15 protein-coding genes and 1 tRNA gene are annotated in these 20,694 nt (G+C 41.4%); 4 read left to right on the top strand and 12 right to left on the bottom strand.

Annotated features, from left to right (window positions below; all coding sequences use genetic code 11):
• Window positions 1-170: 170 nt before the first annotated feature.
• Genes MKO06_RS01040 through MKO06_RS01030 form a run of 3 tightly spaced genes read right to left on the bottom strand, consistent with a single transcriptional unit; the run spans window position 171 to window position 4,834 of the window.
• Window positions 171-2,741: a glycoside hydrolase family 2 TIM barrel-domain containing protein gene (locus tag MKO06_RS01040; RefSeq protein ID WP_241550482.1), complete on the bottom strand. Its 2,571-nt coding sequence runs from the start codon at window positions 2,739-2,741 to the stop codon at window positions 171-173.
• A gap of 15 nt (window positions 2,742-2,756) precedes the next feature.
• Complete coding sequence (locus tag MKO06_RS01035) at window positions 2,757-3,929, bottom strand: CehA/McbA family metallohydrolase domain-containing protein (RefSeq protein WP_241550481.1); 1,173 nt, start codon at window positions 3,927-3,929, stop codon at window positions 2,757-2,759.
• Window positions 3,926-4,834: an alpha/beta hydrolase gene (locus tag MKO06_RS01030; protein WP_241550480.1), complete on the bottom strand. Its 909-nt coding sequence runs from the start codon at window positions 4,832-4,834 to the stop codon at window positions 3,926-3,928. Before MKO06_RS01030 ends, MKO06_RS01035 begins: the two co-directional genes overlap by 4 nt.
• A gap of 104 nt (window positions 4,835-4,938) precedes the next feature.
• Here MKO06_RS01030 and MKO06_RS01025 point away from each other — a divergent pair, with 104 nt between their 5' ends.
• From MKO06_RS01025 to MKO06_RS01010, 4 genes are all read left to right on the top strand, one after another.
• Complete coding sequence (locus MKO06_RS01025; RefSeq protein WP_241550479.1) at window positions 4,939-5,388, top strand: GatB/YqeY domain-containing protein; 450 nt, start codon at window positions 4,939-4,941, stop codon at window positions 5,386-5,388.
• A 12-nt stretch (window positions 5,389-5,400) separates the two neighbouring features.
• Window positions 5,401-5,474: transfer RNA gene (locus MKO06_RS01020), tRNA-Arg, on the top strand.
• A gap of 149 nt (window positions 5,475-5,623) precedes the next feature.
• Entirely contained in the window at window positions 5,624-8,986 is a 3,363-nt protein-coding gene (locus MKO06_RS01015; RefSeq protein WP_241550478.1) for an amidohydrolase family protein, read from the top strand.
• Between the two features lie 238 nt (window positions 8,987-9,224).
• A complete protein-coding gene (locus MKO06_RS01010) occupies window positions 9,225-9,584 on the top strand; it encodes a hypothetical protein (protein WP_241550477.1) in 360 nt (119 codons plus the stop codon).
• Window positions 9,585-9,751: 167 nt separating this feature from the next.
• Here the strand turns inward: MKO06_RS01010 and MKO06_RS01005 are convergent, their stop codons facing one another.
• From MKO06_RS01005 to tamL, 9 genes are all read right to left on the bottom strand, one after another.
• Window positions 9,752-10,750 carry a YpdA family putative bacillithiol disulfide reductase gene (locus MKO06_RS01005; protein ID WP_241550476.1) on the bottom strand — a complete coding sequence of 333 codons (999 nt, stop codon included), beginning with the start codon at window positions 10,748-10,750 and terminating at the stop codon, window positions 9,752-9,754.
• The gene (rpe, locus tag MKO06_RS01000) at window positions 10,737-11,399 is read right to left on the bottom strand and encodes a ribulose-phosphate 3-epimerase (protein WP_241550475.1); all 663 of its coding nucleotides are present in this window, start codon (window positions 11,397-11,399) and stop codon (window positions 10,737-10,739) included. Before rpe ends, MKO06_RS01005 begins: the two co-directional genes overlap by 14 nt.
• A gap of 57 nt (window positions 11,400-11,456) precedes the next feature.
• Window positions 11,457-11,858, bottom strand: a complete 402-nt coding sequence (locus MKO06_RS00995; protein WP_241550474.1) for a BLUF domain-containing protein — start codon at window positions 11,856-11,858, stop codon at window positions 11,457-11,459.
• Window positions 11,859-12,060: 202 nt separating this feature from the next.
• A complete protein-coding gene (locus MKO06_RS00990; RefSeq protein ID WP_072552879.1) occupies window positions 12,061-12,924 on the bottom strand; it encodes a sigma-70 family RNA polymerase sigma factor in 864 nt (287 codons plus the stop codon).
• A 255-nt stretch (window positions 12,925-13,179) separates the two neighbouring features.
• Window positions 13,180-15,429: a polyribonucleotide nucleotidyltransferase gene (locus tag MKO06_RS00985; protein WP_241550473.1), complete on the bottom strand. Its 2,250-nt coding sequence runs from the start codon at window positions 15,427-15,429 to the stop codon at window positions 13,180-13,182.
• 237 nt (window positions 15,430-15,666) lie between these two features.
• Window positions 15,667-15,936, bottom strand: coding sequence for a 30S ribosomal protein S15 (rpsO, locus tag MKO06_RS00980; RefSeq protein ID WP_241550472.1), 270 nt, complete (start codon window positions 15,934-15,936; stop codon window positions 15,667-15,669).
• 110 nt (window positions 15,937-16,046) lie between these two features.
• Complete coding sequence (gene accD / locus MKO06_RS00975) at window positions 16,047-16,904, bottom strand: acetyl-CoA carboxylase, carboxyltransferase subunit beta (protein WP_241550471.1); 858 nt, start codon at window positions 16,902-16,904, stop codon at window positions 16,047-16,049.
• A gap of 81 nt (window positions 16,905-16,985) precedes the next feature.
• On the bottom strand, window positions 16,986-18,053 hold the full coding sequence (gene fbaA / locus MKO06_RS00970; RefSeq protein ID WP_241550470.1) for a class II fructose-bisphosphate aldolase: 1,068 nt from the start codon (window positions 18,051-18,053) through the stop codon (window positions 16,986-16,988).
• 43 nt (window positions 18,054-18,096) lie between these two features.
• The gene (tamL, locus tag MKO06_RS00965; protein ID WP_241550469.1) at window positions 18,097-20,661 is read right to left on the bottom strand and encodes a translocation and assembly module lipoprotein TamL; all 2,565 of its coding nucleotides are present in this window, start codon (window positions 20,659-20,661) and stop codon (window positions 18,097-18,099) included.
• Between the last annotated feature and the right edge of the window lie 33 nt (window positions 20,662-20,694).

The following is a 20,694-nucleotide window of genomic DNA, read 5'->3' as shown; positions in this document are numbered from 1 at the left end:
TTAGCCCCGGTAGTTATATTCTTTAGCGCCGGGGCTTTTTAATTCTATTCCTTTTGAGGACGCTGGCAGAAACCGAATTTAATTTTCTCTATAAGTGACTAAGAGAATATAGAACGATAATACATAAAAAAAGGAGCTTAAATTAGCTCCTTTTTCTTTTTATATCTGGATTATAAGTTTTCCAGTTTAATACCAGATAAAACCGGTTTTCCATTTTGAGGTCTGAATTCTATTTCCACCGGGCCTTCTGAATTGATCTTATATTCAACTTCCACCGCCTGCAGTATTCCGTAATCCCGGGCCAGGTTGAGATCCTTTTCAACTAAAATTCCATTGATCAGGATATCAAAACTCCTGATGCCTTCTGAAGATTTTTCTGAATCAGACCCTAGATTGTAGATGTTTTCCCTGGAAGCGCCGCGGTTTGGTTCAGCCATCAATAGTGAAATTCGATACTGACCTTTTGGAACATCAAATTTATAAGCCTGCAATCCTTCTCTCATTGTCTGGAATAGTGGTTCTTTCGTGGTTACCTTTATATTTGATGCCGTTCCCTGGAACTTGCTGCTGCTTTGCTGAAATACTTCACCACCTACAAAACCAAAATCATTATTTTGAAAAGCCTGGTCACTGATCCAGATCTCACCGGTTTCATCATCTACAAAATCGCTGTGACTTCCCACATTGATGAGCATTGGATTGTTGGCGATATCGGCTATCAGACTATTTCTGAATTTAACCAGAAGATTTCTAATATGGGATACGTCACCAGACATAGCTTTTACAGAATGTTCTCCAGGCTCGAGGTCCAGTTCGAATTCGGCGATATTATCGGTTACTGAGGCTTCTTTTTCTACTTTCTCATCAATGACTAATTTTACCCGATCGGAATTTGAGAAGACTTTCAGTTTTACTTTTTCAGATTTGTCGATGATCCGGGTTTCGAAATTTTTTCCTGCGATATAGACGAAATCATCTTCGGTTAAGCGCGCTTTGTAGTAATAATAGACATCCTTAGGTTCGCGGTCGAAGTTTACCAAACCTTTCTGGTTGATATAAGGCCGACTATCCTGTCTGCCTGAAGAACCAAAATCAGCAAAATTCCAGGCTGCCATGCCCAGCATATAATCCCTTTCCATCACCTGGTTGAGGTAGCTTACATGACTTTTCAATTGGTAGGCTTCGCTGAAATCCCAGGGTTTCGGATCATTGGTCTGAATCCTGGAATCGCTTCCGGGCCCATATTCCGAGATTAGTAAAGGCCTGTCTGGATATTTCTGATGCTGTTCATCCAGGAATTTTCCCAGGTTTTTGAGTCCGGGTGTGTACCAGCCAAAATACAGGTTCCAGCCAATGACATCAGTAATATCTGCAATTCCGGAAGTATTATAAATATCATTTTCATGCAGGGCCATAACACTTAATCTGGTTGTGTCCAGTTCTTTCGTGGCTGCTTCCAGTTTTTCCGCGAGCTCCACGGAAGTTTTGATCTTGGCCTTTTGATCCGCTTCTGGTATATCTCGTGTAAATACCAGCCTTATAAAGATCTCGTTCATAATTCCCCAGAAAACGATCGAAGGGTGATTGTAGAGCTGAAGGATCTGCTCCTTTTGCATGTTAACGGCATTCTGGTGATAAGCTTCGGAATCGGTCACATCATTGATCACGGGGACTTCGGTCCAGACCAGTAAACCGAGTTCATCACAAATTCGATACACATCAGGGTCCTGCGGATAGTGGGCCGTCCTTATAAAGTTCGCGCCCATATCCTTGATCATCTGGTAATCTTTTCGATGAATAGAGTTGGGAACAGCATTTCCCATATTTTCAAAATCCTGGTGGCGGTTCGCACCGATGAGTTTGATGGGTTTTCCGTTCAGGATAAATCCTTTTTCCGGATCGGCTTCGAACCAGCGGCAACCAAAATTCGAGATATAAGTATCCAATATTTCTCCTGAATCTGGATCGATCAGGTTTGCAGTTAACAGGTAAAGATTTGGATCATCCGGTGACCAAAGCTTCGGATTATCGATTTCAAAATCAATCGAAAAATCTTCGGAATTGAGAGACTCGTCATATTCTGAAACCTGGTTTCCGGAAGGGTCGTTAATACTTACCTGTAATTCCAGGTCTTTCCCGGAAGTCACCACGTTTCCTTCAAACTTCACCTTAGCAAGGTTTTCGCTCACTTCAGGAGTTTTGATCAATTGAGTGCCTGCGCCAAGGCCTTCCAGTGTGAAATGACTTTTCCCGGTGACTACAAGTTGCAGGTCGCGGTAAATTCCGCCGTAAAAATTAAAGTCGGCTTCCAGCGGCGGAATATCCTGGTTATGGGAATTATCCAGTTCGATCCTAACCTGGTTGGCCTGGCCAAAATTCAAATGTTCGGTCAGTTCAAATACGAATGAGGTATAACCGCCGGTATGCTCGCCAACTAGCTGATCATTTACATAGGCTTTGGTAAACTGGTTAGCCCCTTCAAATTTCAAAAAGACAGCCTTATCATTCCAGTCTTGAGGAATAAAAATTTCCTTGCTGTAAGTACCTTTTCCGCGGAAATAGGCACCATCATTAAAAGCATCTTCGGAATTCCAGCTGTGCGGGATGTTTACGGTCGTTGATTCCTCCTGATTTTCCAACTGGAATTCCCAGCCAGAATTGATCGCCTTCTCGATCCGCTGCGCATGCAGGAAGGAAGAACTAATCAGTAAAAATAGAAAAAGAGAGTAGGGCAATTTCATTCTAAACTTTTTGATTTATTGGATTGGTTGAGTCCAGGCAACTTCGGTGTCGCCTTCTTTATACGGGTTCTTCTTTAGTTTATCTGAAATGATCTTGGCCCGGGCAAAAAGCACATTTTCAGGAATTTCGTAGGAAGCCTTGCTTCCCTTTACTGTTTTCAGGATCTCGCTTTTGGTGGAACCTTTTTTCACCCCGATGAACTGTATTTCGTAATTCACATTTTCTTCAGCCTTTACCTCAAGAGAAATTTTATTCCCGTCATTCTTTAATTCTGAAAGCTTGACGCCAGTAGTGGCATAAAAATCACCGGCTTCCATGGCATTGATGATCGCAGCGGGAGTTAATTCCTTGGCCCTGACTTCCACCCAGCCACGGCCGGCATTGCTCCATTTCAAGCCAAACTTATGATAGTGATGACTGTCATCTGTGGCGATTCCGAGTAAGAGCGGTTTAGCCTCTGCATGGTAGGCGATATTCACCTGGTCCCACATGGTTTCGGTACTGTCGTGAATACTGTCGCCGTAATTGTTCACATAGGGATGACCGTTGAAAACTTCAAAAAATCGTTCACCATCCAGCTGAATAATGTCTTCGGCCTTTATCGCGTAAGTAAAATTAGGATGATTAAGGTGCTGCAGAATTGGCTCGCCGGTTTCCACACTTTGTTCCTTAATAGCGTCCAGGTTATTCTGGATCAGTTCCACTATGGTATTACCTTCGCGGGGTTCGATCAATTCCTGAACATTTATTGCACCCATGTGAACGGCCTTACCATCCAGGTAAGAGGTAACCTCTTCGGCTTTGAAGATCATGAACTTTTCGGGCTCTTCGAAAAGCGGACGGAATTCTTCCAGGGTCTTAAGCTGCACCTGTAAACCTTCTTCATCTTTTTTATAAGTAACCCAATCTTCGCCATATTCAGACAGGTAATTCTGAAATGCTTGCTGGTAAAGTGAGTCTTTGCTGATCTTCTTCCATTTTTCACCTTCGGCGATGATGTTATGGTCTGATAATGCTACGAAATCATAGCCTTCATTTTTGTACCATTTCATGATCATTTCTGGTACTTCATCTCCGTCGCTCCAGTAAGAATGGGTATGAAGGTTGCCTTTATACCATTTTTGTTCCTGGGCTGTTGCAGAAAACAGGCCTGTGATAAAAATAATTGCTAGTAGGGTCTTTTTCATTTGTAAATTGTTGACTGTATTTTATGCTTATTGATTGCTATTTCCTTTAGGAATCTAAAAACCTCCTGCAAATGCGGAAAGGGTATCCCTGAAATTTCATGTCGGGCGTCCTGAAAAGTGTAAAATAAATAGGAGGTGTCGAGATCTTCAAGTTTTTCGACTATGGTTTTTGAGCCGTCAAGGATCAGATAACCCGGTTTCTCATTTTCACAATAATGATGGGGAGCTGTGGCGTAAGGTACCAAATTATCAGCTGTTCCATGGAAGAAGATACCGGGAATGGCATTATCCTTATGTATATATCTGGCGTCCACAATCGCACCGGCAAGTGACATCACTGCTGAAAATTTTAAATCAGAATATTTTTCCTGGTTCTCGAACATCAGGTCGGGATTGTAAACTGCGTTCAGAACCGCTTCGGCGCCGGCACTGCTGCCACCTGCTATGATTTTTTCGGGATCGATATTGAACCTTGCTGAATTCTGTTTCATATATAAGGCCGAATCCATAAAATCTTCAGCTGCCATCTGGAAGGTTTCTAATTTACCTTCTGCATCAAAATCACAGCCGAAACCGGTTTCGGTGTTTTTTCTAACAAGTCGGTATGAAATTAGGCCTACCGCATAGCCACGAGAGGCGGCCATTTTTGCAAATCTTATTTCCTGCGGATTTTTCGGACTTCCACCGGCAAAGCCGCCGCCATGCATCCAGACGATAAGTGGCAGTTTTTCATTACCATTTTTTTCAGGGAAGTAAAGATCGATTATAAGCTCTTCGCCATCTTTTTGAGCGTAGGTTTCGGTTTGTACCGGCAGAACGCGATAGAGGCTATCCAGTAGTATTTCCTGGGCTTCAGCTAATTGGAGCCCGGCCAGGATAAAAAGAAATGTCAGGAATTTTTTCATTTTTCGAGTTCAAATTTGGGTTTTGAAGATACTTAATTTTGAAGGGATAAATAAGTGGTAATTTCATCCAGAATATTTTATCTTCGCAGCAGAATTTATCAGTTATGAGTCTACAGGAAAAAGTTATGGTCGAAATGAAGGCCGCCATGAAGGCAAAAGACAGTGCCAAACTGGAAGCTTTAAGAGCAGTTAAAAGTGCTATTTTATTAGCTAATACTGAATCCACTTCAAAAGATGGATTAACTGAAGAAGAAGAGATGAAATTGCTTCAAAAACTGGTGAAGCAGCGTAAGGACAGTGCCCAGATCTATAAAGAGCAGGGCAGGGAAGACCTTGCAGAACCAGAACTGAGACAGGCTGAAGTGATCGAACAGTTTCTTCCTGAACAGATGAGCGAAGCAGAGATCGAAGCGAAAGTAGATGAGATCATCGCCAGAACAGGTGCTTCAGGAATGCAGGATATGGGAAAGGTAATGGGATTGGCTACTGGCGAACTTGCGGGTAAGGCTGATGGAAAAACCATTTCCGGGATCGTACGTAAAAAACTAAGTTAATATAAGTAAGGAGGCCCAGTAGTTCAACTGGATAGAATATCAGATTTCGGCTCTGAGGGTTGGGGGTTCGAATCCTCCCTGGGTCACAGATGAATGCAAAGTCTGTAGCGTAAGCTGCGGACTTTTTTTATGCCAGATGTTCGGATGACCTGGTTAGAACCTGAGTGCCATATGCGCCGGACTACAAATAAAATTTTATCTTCACCCTTATTTAACTCAATCTACTCTATTTTCTATGAGAAAATTTCTTTTCTATTTAAGCTTTGCATTTTGGCTAGGTTTTTTTTCAGTCCATGCCCAGGATAGTATAAGCGTAGCTAAGCTGGACACTCTAACTACTAAAGAACTTCCGTTGAAACCTGGCAGACAGGTTAATTTTAACACTACTGAAGGAACCTGGATCTCGGTAGATGTGAGCCCGGATGGGAATAAAATCGTATTCGATATGATGGGCGATCTTTATCAGATCCCCGTATCCGGGGGAAAGGCTGAACGAATAACATCTGGTATGGCCTACGATGTACATCCGCGTTATAGTCCGGATGGTAAAAGTCTGGTGTTTATTTCAGATAAAAATGGGGCAGACAATGTTTGGATCATGGATCTGGAATCGAAAGAAATGGAAGCAATTTCAGAAGATAAGAACCAGAATTTCTTTTCTGCAGACTGGAGCCCGGATGGTGATTATATAGTAGCAGCACGGGGGCGAAGAAACATAAAACTGCATTTATATCACAAAAGAGGCGGTGGTGGTGCTAAACTGGTTGAAGAACCCAAAGATCTTAAAATGATTGATCCAGCCTTTAGTCCAGATGGGAAAACGATTTATTATTCCCGAAGAACCGGCGGTTGGAACTATAATGCTCAATTTCCGCAGTATCAGATAGGGACTTATGATATGGAAAAATCGGAAGTGGCGACCATCACCGGAAGATATGGAAGTGCTTTTACGCCAACACCATCTCCGGACGGTAAATGGCTGGTGTATGGAAGCAGGTTTGAATCACAAACCGGTCTTGTTATCAGGAATCTTGATACAGGAAATGAGGAATGGCTTGCCTATCCTATTCAGCGTGACGAGCAGGAATCTATAGCTACCCTGGGAGTACTTCCCGCAATGAGCTTCACGCCAGACAGTAAAAATTTAATCGTTTTTTATGGAGGTAAGCTTCATAATATAGATATCGCTCAAAAATCGGCCAAAGAGATACCTTTTGAAGTTGATCTGAAACTGGACCTGGGTCCTGAAGTTCTTTTTGATTATCCTATCGAGGATAACGAAACCGAGCAGGTTACCCAAATCAGAGATGCGGTTCCCTCACCAGACGGTTCTAAATTAGCATTTACCGCCCTGAACAGGCTTTACATCATGGATTTTCCCGAAGGCACCCCAAAGAGACTCACCAAAAATGATTTTACCGAATCTCATCCAGCCTGGTCGCCAGATGGAAATTCCATCGCTTTTGTATCCTGGGAAGGAGACGGTGGCCATATTTATTCGGTTGGAGCAAATGGCCGAAATCTGAAAAAACTAACCAATACAAAAGCGGTTTACAGCAATCCTGCCTGGTCTTATAAACACGACAGGATCGTTTTCACCAGGGGATCGGCTTATGAATATACCAGTGGATCCCGAATTGACGGTACGCCGGGAAGGGAAGATCTTGCGTGGATACCTTCTGAAGGTGGAGATCTTACTTTCATTGAAAAGTCAAAAGGAAGGATCTATCCGCATTTCACGAAGATCGATGACAGGATTTATTTAAGTGATGATGATAAGTTAATTTCCATACGCTGGGATGGTACCGATGAAAAGACTCTTCTTTCAGTTAAAGGGATTACCCCATTTGGATCTTCTGATGCTAGACCCCATATGCTACCTGAAATCAACATCTCAGAAGCAGATGATAAAGCTTCAAAGCCTTCAGAGATCAGGATTTCCCCAGACGGAAAGACCGCGATCGCCAAGATCAATAACGATATTTATACGATGGTGGTACCAAGATTTGGCCAAACTGCCAAGATTTCGCTGGCTTCTATAGATAAAGCTTCCTTTCCCGCCAATCAATTAACAGAGATTGGGGGAGAATTTCCAGCCTGGGGAAGCGATAGCAGGAAAGTTCACTGGTCGCTGGGTGCGACCCATTTCGTTTATGATCTGGAATTAGCCCAGGTGCATAACGACAGTATTGAGAAGCTAAAGAAAAAGCGAAAAGAAGAGGAAAAAAGCAAAAACGGGGATGAAAAAGCCGAAAAAGATAAAGATGACAAAGACGAGCTGGAAAGCTTTAAGGCAACCGAATATAAGGTAGATCTTTCCTATAAAAAGGATATCCCGCAAGGAGTAGCCCTCATCAAAGGTGGCCGAATCATAAGTATGAAGGGTGATGAAATCATTGAAAATGGAGATATCCTCATTGAGAACAATCGCATTGTAGCTGTAGGGGATAGCGGTAGCCTGGATGTTCCAAATAATGCCAAGGTTATCGATGCAACCGGTAAAACCATTGTTCCGGGCTTTGTTGATACCCATGCCCATATGTGGCCTAGCTGGCAGGTTCAGAAAAACGAGGCCTGGATGTATGGCGCTAATCTTGCCTATGGGGTTACCACCACCAGGGATCCACAAACCAGCACTACCGACGTGCTTACTTATTCAGATATGGTAGACGCCGGTATGATTGCGGGACCAAGGATATATAGCACAGGTCCTGGTGTGGGTTACTGGGCTTATAATTTAAAAGATAAGGAACATGCCAAAAGAGTTCTGAAACAGTACAGCGAATACTATGATACCAAGACCATTAAAATGTATCTAACCGGAAACCGCCAGATGCGCCAATGGATCATCATGGCTGCCAAGGAATTGGAACTGATGCCCACTACTGAAGGTGGTCTGGATTTTAAACTGAACATGACCCAATTGATTGATGGATATCCCGGACATGAACATTCGCTTCCAATTTATCCTATTTATAAAGATGTGTTGAATACCGCTGCAGAAGCAAAAATGGCGGTCACTCCAACCTTACTGGTGTCTTATGGAGGACCATGGGCAGAAGAGTTTTATTACGCGACCGAAGAGCCTTACAAGGATAAGAAACTTCAAAATTTCACTCCATATGAAGAGCTTGCCCAGAAATCCAGAAGAAGAAAAGCCTGGTTTATGCCAGAAGAGCATGTATTTTCAAAGCATGCCGAAATGATGAACCAGTTGATAGAAAAAGGTGGCCTGGTAGGCGTTGGTAGTCATGGGCAATTACAGGGACTGGGTTATCACTGGGAACTCTGGTCACTCCAGAGCGGTGGCATGGATGAACACCGGGCCCTAAAGGCTGCTACCATTCTTGGAGCCGAATCTTTAGGACTTGATGGAGACCTAGGTTCTATAGAATCTGGAAAACTCGCAGACCTGGTAATTCTTGATAAGAATCCTCTTGAAAATATCAGGCATACCAATACAGTGCGGTATGTGGTGATGAATGGAAGAATCTATGATGCCAGTAATCTGGATGAAATACATCCGAAGCCAAGACAGGCACCCAAAGCGAACTGGAAAATGGAAAGACCGGAGAATCTGCCGGGAATTGAAAAATAATATAAAAAGCACCTGCAAAGGTGCTTTTTTGTACTATGCCTGAATGAGTTAATTTTTCCTGGCTTTGATCTATGGATCCTGATTAAATATTGTTGAGACAGCATTAACTGAAATTAACCGGTTTCTTCTAAATTTTGTGTTTTTTTAAGCCGGAGCGTTAAATCTTATTTAAATTGTTTTGTCCGAAGCCCTTAACCTATAAATTAGCCATTATTAACCATTTTAAATAAATCAATCAATGGCAGCCTATTTTAATACCAATCAGCTTAGGTCCTCTTTGCAGGAACTTTTAAGAATGTACATTCTGGAATGTAAGGAATGCAACGAATTATCTCAGGATTGCATCGATTTGATTCGACACAATTTCCTTGCAGAATTCGTGGTTTATAATAAAAAAGATCAAACAATTGAAGTTGGAATCAATGAAGAAGAACGGTTTGACGGATACCCAAATATCAAGGTATATACTTTTCCTCTTGAGGAAATTGGAAAAAAAGTAGATTACTCTTTTAAGAATAATTCTGAAGACCTTGAATTCTACGGAAAAATGATCGCTAGAAAGAAAGGCCTTAAGTCGTCTTCAATAATCGTGATGTAAACTAATATTTTAAAGTAATGCCCCCCGAAGAGAAGGCAGTCCGGCATGGCTGGATTGCTTTCTCATATTGGAAACTTAATCGGGATGGGCTAAAAGGTTTTAATCAGAAACAAAATAACCGGCAGATAGCCGGTTATTTTGTTTAATGTAAAATGAGAAATTCTTTCCTAATTATTAATTACAGACTTTTTCCTGGTGCTTAGGTAATTCATGATCATTTTTGCATGAACTCTTGAATTTTCAATAAACCATTTATGAGTTTCCACCCCGCCGCAAATCACTCCAGCAAGGAAAATTCCCGGAACATTGGTCTCCATGGTTTCCTCGTCGTATTTAGGAATTTTGCGGCCGTCATTGGTAAGTTCGATTCCCATATCCTGCAGAAAACCGAAATTTGGCCGGTAACCCGTTAGCAAAAGCACAAAATCATTTTCGATATTCTTTTCTCCTTCCGCTGTATTGATTATTATTTCATTTTGCTTTATTTCTTTCAGATTTGAATCGAAATAAGCTTTAATGCTACCTTCATTAATCCTGTTCACAATATCCGGTCGAACCCAGTACTTTACGCGCTCTCCAATTTCAGCATTTCGAACCACCATGGTTACGTCTCCACCTTTCCTGTATATTTCAAGCGCTGCATCTACAGCTGAATTGCTGGCCCCAACTACTACCGTTTTCTGTGTTGCGTAATAATGTGGATCACCATAATAATGTGATACTTTCGGGAGATCCTCTCCCGGGATACCCAGGTAATTCGGGATATCGTAAAAGCCTGTAGCCACTACCACATTTTCAGCCGAATATTCTGCTTTTGTGGTCTTTACAATATGTGATTGATCCGGAAGGGTTTCAACCGAATTCACCTTTTCAAATAGATGAATATTGATGTCATTAGAAGTAGCGATCCTCCTGTAATATTCAAGTGCCTCTCTTTTTCCGGGCTTCGGATTATTACTGATAAAAGGAATATTATCCAGTTCCAGTTTTTCCGAAGTCGAAAAGAAGGTCATATTGGTAGGGTAATGGTAAAGCGAATTAACAAGACAACCCTTCTCAAGGATCACATAGGAAATGCCTTTTTTTTCTGCTTCGAGGGCGCAGGCAATACCAATAGGACCTCCGCCAATTATGACGACTTCGTATTTATTTTCAGGAATTTGCAATATTTTTTAAGTTTTTGATGGTTGCGGTCTGGTCTTCAGCCTTGAAAACAAAACTTCCTGCTACCAGAACGTTGGCACCGGCTTGAGAAAGTTCTGCTGCATTCTTATCGGTCACCCCGCCGTCAACTTCGATAAGCGTATCAGCATTATTTAAGGTGATCAATTCCTTTAGCTTTTGGATCTTTACATAGGTGTTCTCTATAAAACTCTGACCGCCAAAACCAGGATTAACACTCATTACAAGAACTAAGTCGAGATCTTTGATCACATCTTTCAAAAGATCTACACTGGTATGGGGGTTGATGGCTACACCGGCCTTCATTCCTTCAGCCTTGATCGCCTGGATGGTTCGATGTAAATGGGTACAGGCCTCGTAATGAACAGTAAGTACGTTTGCTCCAATTCTTGCGAATTCCTTGATGTATCTGTCGGGATCTACGATCATCAAATGAACATCAAGCGTCTTTTTAGTATGTTTTTTTATAGCCTCTAGAACTGGCATCCCGTAAGAAATATTGGGAACAAAAACCCCGTCCATAATATCGATATGAAACCAGTCTGCTTCGCTATTATTTACCATTTCAATATCTCTCTGGAGATTCGCAAAATCGGCTGCAAGCAAGGATGGGGCTATAAGTGTATCGCTCATTAGTTGTGTGTTAATTGAGGAGCAAAAATAAGAAGAATTAAGGCTTTATGCCATGTCTTATACCAGAAAAGCCCTTAAAATGTTGGATACGGCCTTTTGAGTAGGTTTGTCGAGTACTTCGATATAATGTTGATAATTCTGAAGTCTCGAGATATTATACCTGGCATCTTCTGAAATAAAATCTGATTTATAACCGTCAAAAGATTCTTTCTTAATGGGTTTTTTAAAAAGCTGAATGATGTCCTTATGACGATAATCATTAAGGATTTTTTTATAAAGAAAATTGACTTTTTCTGTTTCGCCTTCTATGATCTGGAAGAAGTTTCCTTCTGAGTAGAGTAGGAGTCCGGTAATATCATTTTGGTTATTGTACACTTCGGCATTTTTCAGAATATTTTCGATTTCTTGATTATTTAAGCTTTTGGTAGCCGTACTTACGTAACTAATCGCGTATCGCATATTCTTCAAATTTTGAAATTGAATAACCAGTTTTACTGAAATTAATAATAAGCATTTAGTTCTTAGGTAGGTATTTAGAAAAGTTTGGGAAAGAAAAAACCCCGGTCATCACTCCGGGGTCATTCATCAATCAAAAAACGAACAGTTATTTTCATGACGGGTCATCACTCCCGACACTAAACTGTTGTTGCTTTAAAAATCTTTAGCCAAGATACGTTTTTAAAATTTTACTTCTAGATGTATGCTTTAATCTTCTAATCGCTTTCTCTTTAATTTGACGAACCCTTTCTCTTGTTAGATCAAAAGTCTCGCCAATTTCTTCCAAAGTCATAGGATGTTGATCTCCCAGGCCAAAATAAAGCCTGATCACATCTGCTTCCCTTGGAGTCAAAGTTTCAAGAGCACGCTCGATTTCTGTTCTAAGCGATTCATGTAATAACTCCTTATCAGGATTTGGAGATTCACCTGAACGTAAAACATCATACAGGTTAGAATCTTCTCCTTCAACCAGCGGAGCATCCATTGATACATGACGTCCAGAATTCTTCATGGATTCCTTAACGTCATTGATCGTCATGTCCAGCTCTTTAGCTATTTCTTCCGCACTTGGTGGACGCTCATGCGACTGCTCCAAAAATGCGAAGGTCTTATTGATCTTGTTAATCGATCCAATCTTGTTCAAAGGCAATCTAACAATTCTTGATTGCTCTGCCAAAGCCTGTAAGATAGATTGACGAATCCACCATACGGCATATGAAATAAATTTAAAGCCTCGTGTTTCGTCGAAACGCTTAGCTGCTTTAATCAACCCTAAGTTTCCTTCATTAATTAAATCAGGAAGGGTTAGTCCCTGATTTTGATACTGTTTTGCTACCGAAACCACGAAACGAAGGTTCGCTTTCGTTAGTTTCTCCAAGGCACGATTATCACCCGCCTTTATTCGCTGTGCCAGTTCTACCTCTTCATCAGCGGTGATTAGATCTACTTTTCCAATTTCTTGCAAATACTTGTCTAACGAAGCGGTTTCTCTATTGGTTACCTGCTTCGTGATCTTCAGTTGTCTCATCTATCTTCTCTTGGATTTTGTTTATTGTGCATAGCTCCTTGTACTAGTTTATACGTAAGACCTCGAGAAAATGTTACAAAAATTACGAAATTTTTTAAACATTGGTAATCAGGCGCTTTAAACTTGTCGCAAAATTACATTTTAGGCCTATGGGTTAGCTTAGTCGAAGGAAAATTCATTCCATACAGGTTAGACAAAAATTTTTTAATAAAAAAAAGGCCGCATTAGCGGCCTTTTCAATATCTAAGATTATTATTAATCGTCGTTACGATCTCCTCTGTTCCTGTTATCGCGGTTACGATTGTCACGATTGTCGCGGTTTCCGCGATTATCTCTATTTCCGCGGTTATTATCACGGTTTCGGTCGCGATTATCACTTTCCGATCTTTCCGGTCTTGGCAACAAAGCCTTTCTGGAAACTTTTTCCTTACGGGTTTTTGGATCTACGCCAAAGTATTTGACATCGATAACATCTCCAAGATTCACAACATCGGTCACATTGTTCGTGCGTTCCCAGGCAAGTTCAGAAATATGTAATAATACTTCATTTCCAGGCGCATCCACATACTCTACAACGGCACCAAAATCAAGAAGCTTGATCACCTTAACTTCGTACACGCTTCCTTTTTCAGGTTTAAAGGTAATGGCGTCTATCTTAGCAAGAACTTTATCGATTCCTTCCTGCTGAGTACCTAGAATTTCAACGATTCCTTCTTCAGTTACCGGATCTTCATTGATCACGATCTCTGTTTTGGTTTCTTTTTGAAGTTCCTGTATCACTTTTCCACCAGGTCCAATAAGAGCTCCAATGAATTCGTTCGGGATTCTTCTGGTAATGATCTTTGGAGAATGTGCTTTCACATTCTCGTTTGGAGCAGGAATGGTTTCGGTAAGCTTCTCTAAAATATGAAGTCTACCAGCTCTGGCCTGTTTCAATGCATTTACAAGGATCTCGTAAGAAAGTCCCTTGATCTTGATATCCATCTGGCAGGCGGTAATTCCATCTTCGGTTCCTGTCACTTTAAAGTCCATATCTCCAAGGTGATCTTCATCTCCAAGGATATCTGATAATACAGCGTAGTTCTCGCCATCAGAGATCAATCCCATAGCGATACCAGAAACTGGCTTTTTAAGCTGAACACCAGCATCCATCAACGACATGGTTCCCGCACATACGGTAGCCATCGAAGAAGAACCGTTAGATTCCAAAACTTCAGATACTACACGCACAGTGTATGGGCAATCTGCCGGGATCATTCCTTTTAATGCTCTTTGAGCAAGGTTTCCGTGACCAATCTCACGTCTTGAAGTACCTCTAATTGGGTAAGCTTCTCCGGTTGAGAAAGGAGGGAAGTTATAATGTAAGTAGAATGTTTCTTCTCCCTGCTGGGTTGGAAGGTCTACCTGGTTGGCTTCTCTGGAAGTACCCAAGGTTACTGTTGCCAGTGCCTGAGTTTCTCCACGAGTGAAAATAGCAGAACCATGAGTGGATGGAAGATAATCTACTTCACACCAGATAGGGCGAATTTCATCGGTCTTTCTTCCGTCCAGTCTAATTCCTTCCTTAAGGGTTAGATCGCGAACGGCTTTCTTCTGAGCATCAGCAAAGTATCCAGAGATCATTTTACCTTTCTCTTCCAGTTCTTCTTCAGAGAACATTGCTTTTACTTCTTCTTTTAGGTTAGAAAAAGCTTCGCTTCTTTCTTTCTTGCTGGTTCCGCTTTTCGCGATGTCGTATGCTTTTTGATAAGTAGCTTCGTGGATCTTGTTTTCAATCTCTTCGTCTGTATCTGCTACTTCATATTCACGAGTTTCTTTCTTTCCGAAAGCTTCAGCTAAACGAACCTGCGCCTCACACTGAACTTTGATCGCTTCATGAGCGAATTTGATAGCCTCGGCCATTTCTTCTTCTGAACACTCGTCCATTTGTCCTTCTACCATCATAACAGAGTCTGCAGAAGCACCAACCATGATATCCATATCGGCGTCGGCTAGCTGAGCCCTGCTAGGGTTTAGTACAAATTCACCATTGATTCTGGCAACTCTGGCTTCTGAAATAGGAGTTTCGAAAGGTATATCAGACAACTGAATGGCTGCAGATGCAGCAAGTCCGGCAAGTGCGTCTGGCATGACTTCTTCATCATGAGACATTAGCTGGATCATTACCTGGGTTTCGAACTTATAATCTTTTGGGAATAGCGGGCGAAGAACGCGGTCTACTAAACGCATTACCAGAATTTCTTCACTGCTTGGTCTTGCTTCTCTTTTGAAGTATCCGCCAGGGAAAAGACCTGCAGCTGCGAATTTTTCGCGATAATCTAGTGTTAATGGAAAGAAATCCATGGTAGTTGGAGTGTACGAAGACACTACGGTACAAAGTAACATGGCGTTACCCATTTGAACAACAACCGACCCGTGAGCCTGTTTTGCTAATTTACCGGTTTCAAGCGAAATGGTTCTCCCATCTCCAAGCTCGATAACCTCCTTAAAAGTTTTTGGAATCATAATAATTTTGAATTCTCGATCTGAATAACTTCAACCAGATCGCATGCGTTAAACAAAGGTCTCCGCCATCCGGACGGCCGGGTTGTGTGTTGTGTGTAGTTGTTGTAGACCAATGAAAAACTATTCGCCTTGGCGAATGACAATTTTCTAATTTTACTTTCCGAAGAAAGTAATAAAAATACCTGAAATCAGGTGAAACTAATATATAAAAAAAGGGGGCGTGAAGCCCCCTGAAAATTATTTTCTTAATCCAAGTTCTTTAACGATGGCACGATACCTCATAATGTCTTTCTTCATAAGGTAGTCTAACAGACTTCTTCTTTTACCAACCAGTTTTACAAGTGAACGCTCAGAGTTGTAATCCTTACGGTTGCTTTTTAGGTGCTCAGATAGGTGAGCGATCCTGTGAGTGAATAAGGCTATTTGACCTTCAGCTGAACCGGTGTCGTTCTTTGCTTTACCGTGCTTCTCAAAGATCTCTTCTTTCTTTTCTTTAGTTAAATACATTCCAATATTATTTAAATGATTTTTATGTATTGACAGTTTTTCTGTCAGGCGGCAAAGATACTACTAATTTGAATAATACCTAATACTGCCTTTATTTATTTTAGTGGCTTTTAATTTCTTATTGGTTGATTCTGAATAAGATCCAGGTAAAGGTTCACTTTATCCTTTAGTTCAGATCTCTTTACGATAAAATCCAGGAATCCTTTTTCCTTTAAAAATTCAGATGTCTGAAAATCTTTTGGAAGGTCTTTACCAGTGGTGTCTTTCACGACTCGTGGTCCGGCAAATCCAATTAATGCACCGGGTTCAGAAATATTGATATCTCCTAACATGGCAAAAGAAGCCGTGGTTCCTCCAGTAGTAGGATCGGTAGCCAAGGATATATAAGGAATTTTCGCATCTGCAAGCTGGGCAAGTTTAACCGAAGTTTTTGCGAGCTGCATTAGCGAAAGAGCTGCTTCCTGCATACGCGCACCTCCGGATTTGGAGATGATCATAAATGGCAATTTGTGTTTAAGCGCATAATCTGCAGCCCGGGCAATTTTTTCGCCTACAACAGAACCCATACTACCGCCTACGAATTTAAAGTCCATACAGGCGATAACCAGGTCCTTGCCCTTAGACTTTCCAACAGCGCATCTTACTGCATCCTTTAATCCAGTCTTTTCCTGGGCTGTTTTAAGTCTTTCGGTATATTTCTTAGTATCCTCGAAGTTCAATGGGTCTTTTGCCGTCATCCCGGCATCCAGTTCCTTGAATTTATTATCGTCAAAAAGGATCTTGAAGTATTCGTTACTTCCAATTCTTACATGATACCCATCCTCAGGACTCACGTAAAAATTGCTCTCCAGCTGCTCGGCATCTACGATCTTTCCAGTTGGAGATTTATACCATAAGCCTTTTGGAACATCTTTTTTCTGTTCGGTAGGCGTTTGAATTCCTTTTTGTGTTCTTTTAAACCAGGCCATTTAATTCTAATTTAATTGCTAAAGTTGCGTTTTGTGAAAAAGAAAAACAGCCTTTAATACTAAAGACTGTTTTGAAATCTTTTAAAGTGTATCTACGTTATTCAGGTCTTCAAAAGCCTTTTTTAAACGTGCCTTAAAGGTTAATTCTCCTTCACGCAACCACTTTCTTGGGTCGTAATATTTTTTATTTGGAACATCTTCACCTTCAGGATTTCCAATCTGAGTAGCTAAATAGTCTTTTTTACCTCCCATATAGTCACGAATTCCTTCCATAAAGGCATACTGAAGGTCTGTATCGATATTCATTTTAATCACTCCATAACCAATAGCTTCGCGTATTTCTTCAACTGTTGAACCGCTTCCACCATGGAATACGAAATCGATGTGATTTTTTTCTACATTGTATTTTTTGGTAATGTATTCCTGGGAGTCTTTTAGAATAGTAGGAGTTAGCTTAACGTTCCCTGGTTTATATACGCCGTGAACGTTCCCAAAAGCAGCAGCGATAGTGAACTGGTCACTTACCTTGCTCAGTTCTTCATAAGCATAGGCTACTTCTTCAGGTTGAGTATATAGTTTTGAAGAATCAACATCTGTATTATCCACACCATCTTCTTCACCTCCCGTGATCCCTAATTCGATTTCCAGGGTCATGCCCATTTTGGACATTCTTTTAAGATATTTCTTACAGATTTCCATGTTCTCTTCCAAAGGTTCTTCTGAAAGATCGATCATGTGAGAACTGTAAAGCGGTTTCCCGGTCTTTTCGAAATGTTTTTCACTGGCATCCAGAAGACCATCTATCCATGGAAGTAATTTTTTCGCGCAGTGATCGGTATGCATGATAACCGGAACTCCATAAGCTTCAGCGAGCTCGTGAACATGTTTTGCACCGGCTACACCACCTGCGATAGCAGCTCTTTCTCCTTCGTTGCTAAGTCCTTTTCCTGCATTAAACTGGGCTCCACCATTAGAAAACTGGATGATCACCGGAGAATTAAGCTCGGCAGCGGTTTCAAGTACCGCATTGATACTGCTTGATCCTATTACATTAACTGCCGGAAGCGCAAAGCCCTTCTTTTTGGCATAATTGAATATTTCCTGAACTTCCTTACCTGTGGCTACGCCGGGTTTAATATTATGACTCATAATTTTTTTAATTAGGCTTACAAAAATAATAAAATAAACCGGCTTAGAAAGGATAATTGATACCTACGTTATATACCGCGTGGTTAAAATTATAGTCTTTGAACCACCTGTTTCCTAGTTCTCTGGCAGGATCGTAGGTTTTGAATCCGATATCGAACCTCAGAACGAAAAAGTTAAAATCGTATCTGAGCCCAAAACCAGAACCTACAGCAATATCTCTCAGGTCTGAAAACGATTCAAAAGTAGAGGCTTCATCTTCGACAATGTCGGCAACATTCCAGATGTTTCCTATGTCCACGAAAAAAGCACTGTTAAGCGAGCCAAATAGATTATAGCGGTATTCCAGGTTAAAGGCAAGTTTCATGTTGGCCTCGTTGAATTCGTTTCGTCCGCCACTGCTTCCGGGTCCTAGATCGTAAGCCTGCCACGCCCGGTTGTCGTTTGGCCCACCTGCAAAGAAGCTCCGTGCAAACGGAATGCTGTTCGCATTTCCGTAAGGAATCGCAATACCGCCAAATGCCCTTGCCGCAAAAATATTCTGCCCTCCAAGGTCCGAATGTTTGATAAAATCAATTTCGGTTTTGGCATATTGAGAATAGGCAACACCCAAAACTTCATAATTTCCATTGTTATTCTGGCTGAAGTTTGCAAGACCTGAGATCGCATTGAGGAAATTTCCGGCTGTCTCCACCTTAAAGCGGAAACGAGAGAATTCCTGGTCATACAGGTTTTTCTTGGTGTTCCACAAATAAGTATAATTGGTGGCAAAAATCAGGTTGTTCTCTGTGAGCCGGTCCTTTCGCTCTGCGATGTTCACTACATTCTGTTCCTGCTCACCGTCGATCCCGGAAACCTCTCCTGTATCGTTTCTAACAGCCTGGATAAAAGCATTCGCGCCTTGCGGGATGATAAGTGCTCCATCCGGGTCAAAGAAAATAGGATTTGTGTCTACCTCCTGGGCAATTTCATTCAGTTCTTCATATGAATTTCGATAAACATTGAAATAGTTTTCAGCGTTCAGGTTTTTTACATACTGAATATTCAGAAGATCCAGCCTGTTTGAAAGTTGTTTTGAAGGTGTCCACCGGTAATTAATGATCCCTGAAAAATTCTGCTTATCCAAACCTATATTGTTTTGGGTGCTCACTCCCAGGCTTAAGGTGGTGAACGGCGACATATATTTAGGGATAAACCTTTCTGTATCGAATGGAAGAAAGATCCTCGGAAATGTTAGTTTGAGGTCGGCTCCTACTTCAGAAATGTCAAAAAACCGGTTATCATCATTATTTCCGGCAGCATCGGTTGATGAACCCACACTTCCACGGCCCGAGATTTCAAAATTTTCAGCCCCTCCAAAGATGTTTCGTATCAAAAGCGATCCGCCAAAACCAATTCCGAATTCCTGGATATTGCTTTGAGATACATCAAAATCGAAGCCCAGGGAGTATTTAGGCAACGGAGTAAGAAAAATGTTCGTAATCAGGTCGGTGTTCGTGCTGTCTGCAGGATCGGGGATGTACTGAATATTCGGATACTTAAAAAGTCTTAGGGTGTTAAGCCTGTTATAAGTCCTGGACCGGTCCAGGTCACTATATATAGTGCCGGGTTTTATGAAAACAGCATCGCTGATAGCTTCAGGACGGTACCGCATTTCCTCAAAGCCATATAAATTGTAGCCTTCGAATTTGGTACTATCTGTTAGCGGGTTATTTCTATTGGCGTAGGTATAGTCGGTAATTATGTTTACCTCGCTAATCTTATGGATCTTAAAAGGAACCCGGGTAATGCTATCTCCAATATTGTTCCTGCGATTCTTGATGATTAAGGTAGTATTTACCTTGTGATTGGTATCAACCGTATCTGCGTCGAAACTGATGTATTCCTGGTCGAAATTGTACACCCCGTTATTTCGGAACAACTGGGAAAGCCTGTCCCTCTCTTCGTTAAAATCCAGGGTATTGTACTGCACGCCAGATTTTATGGCGCTTTCAGACTTATGCAGTTCATACAGGGAGTCTAAAGCCGGTGACGATATTGAGGTTTTTATGGAGTCCACCTTATACGGCTGATGCGGTTTGATATAGTATTCTACCCTTGCTCGCTTTTCCTTGTCTTCCAGTGGGATGACCTCGAAATCGGTCTCAACATTAAACCAGCCATTATTCCAATACCAGGATTTGAGCCTGTTATCAGATTTCCTAGTCTCTTCCAGGTCAACGATCACAGGTGCTTCACCGGTAGTTTTAATCCATTCGTTAAACTCGGTTCGGGAATAGATATAGCGTTCAAATTGTTTCTTTGATAACAGGCCGGTAAGAAAATCCCGTTTATTCTCGTTTTCAAGATAATTAACGGTGAGGATACTGTCTATATTTGGTCTCGCCAGGTTGTAAAAATGTAATTTTAAAGGGACTCCAAGGAAGCGGGTGTTAGGTTCCTGGTATAACTGGCTATAGATCCTCGAGTCCTTAATTTCCTCGCCATATTCAAAGATCTTGTTATCAACGAGCAGTTTTTCGCCCTGATCCAGTCTTTTTACCGCGTTACAGCTAATTATTAGAACTATGGTTAGAAAAAATAATAATATTTTTGCGAAAAGCTGTTTCAATCAGTAGCGATTAGAGGCCCAAAAATACATTTT

It is taken from the genome of Christiangramia oceanisediminis (assembly GCF_022570735.2).
In the GTDB taxonomy this organism is placed as follows: Bacteria; Bacteroidota; Bacteroidia; order Flavobacteriales; family Flavobacteriaceae; genus Christiangramia; species Christiangramia oceanisediminis.
Note: the sequence above shows the minus strand (reverse complement) of the source record. Positions and strands in the feature narration are given on the sequence as shown.

What these genes read in the sequence shown, in the direction of transcription:
- MKO06_RS01025 (WP_241550479.1), top strand. Translation starts at nt 4,939, where the DNA reads ATGAGTCTACAGGAAAAAGTTATGGTCGAAATGAAGGCCGCCATGAAG.
- MKO06_RS00985 (WP_241550473.1), bottom strand. Translation starts at nt 15,429, where the DNA reads ATGATTCCAAAAACTTTTAAGGAGGTTATCGAGCTTGGAGATGGGAGA.
- rpe (WP_241550475.1), bottom strand. Translation starts at nt 11,399, where the DNA reads ATGAGCGATACACTTATAGCCCCATCCTTGCTTGCAGCCGATTTTGCG.
- MKO06_RS00995 (WP_241550474.1), bottom strand. Translation starts at nt 11,858, where the DNA reads ATGCGATACGCGATTAGTTACGTAAGTACGGCTACCAAAAGCTTAAAT.
- MKO06_RS01010 (WP_241550477.1), top strand. Translation starts at nt 9,225, where the DNA reads ATGGCAGCCTATTTTAATACCAATCAGCTTAGGTCCTCTTTGCAGGAA.
- MKO06_RS01040 (WP_241550482.1), bottom strand. Translation starts at nt 2,741, where the DNA reads ATGAAATTGCCCTACTCTCTTTTTCTATTTTTACTGATTAGTTCTTCC.
- MKO06_RS01030 (WP_241550480.1), bottom strand. Translation starts at nt 4,834, where the DNA reads ATGAAAAAATTCCTGACATTTCTTTTTATCCTGGCCGGGCTCCAATTA.
- fbaA (WP_241550470.1), bottom strand. Translation starts at nt 18,053, where the DNA reads ATGAGTCATAATATTAAACCCGGCGTAGCCACAGGTAAGGAAGTTCAG.
- MKO06_RS00990 (WP_072552879.1), bottom strand. Translation starts at nt 12,924, where the DNA reads ATGAGACAACTGAAGATCACGAAGCAGGTAACCAATAGAGAAACCGCT.
- MKO06_RS01015 (WP_241550478.1), top strand. Translation starts at nt 5,624, where the DNA reads ATGAGAAAATTTCTTTTCTATTTAAGCTTTGCATTTTGGCTAGGTTTT.
- accD (WP_241550471.1), bottom strand. Translation starts at nt 16,904, where the DNA reads ATGGCCTGGTTTAAAAGAACACAAAAAGGAATTCAAACGCCTACCGAA.
- rpsO (WP_241550472.1), bottom strand. Translation starts at nt 15,936, where the DNA reads ATGTATTTAACTAAAGAAAAGAAAGAAGAGATCTTTGAGAAGCACGGT.
- MKO06_RS01035 (WP_241550481.1), bottom strand. Translation starts at nt 3,929, where the DNA reads ATGAAAAAGACCCTACTAGCAATTATTTTTATCACAGGCCTGTTTTCT.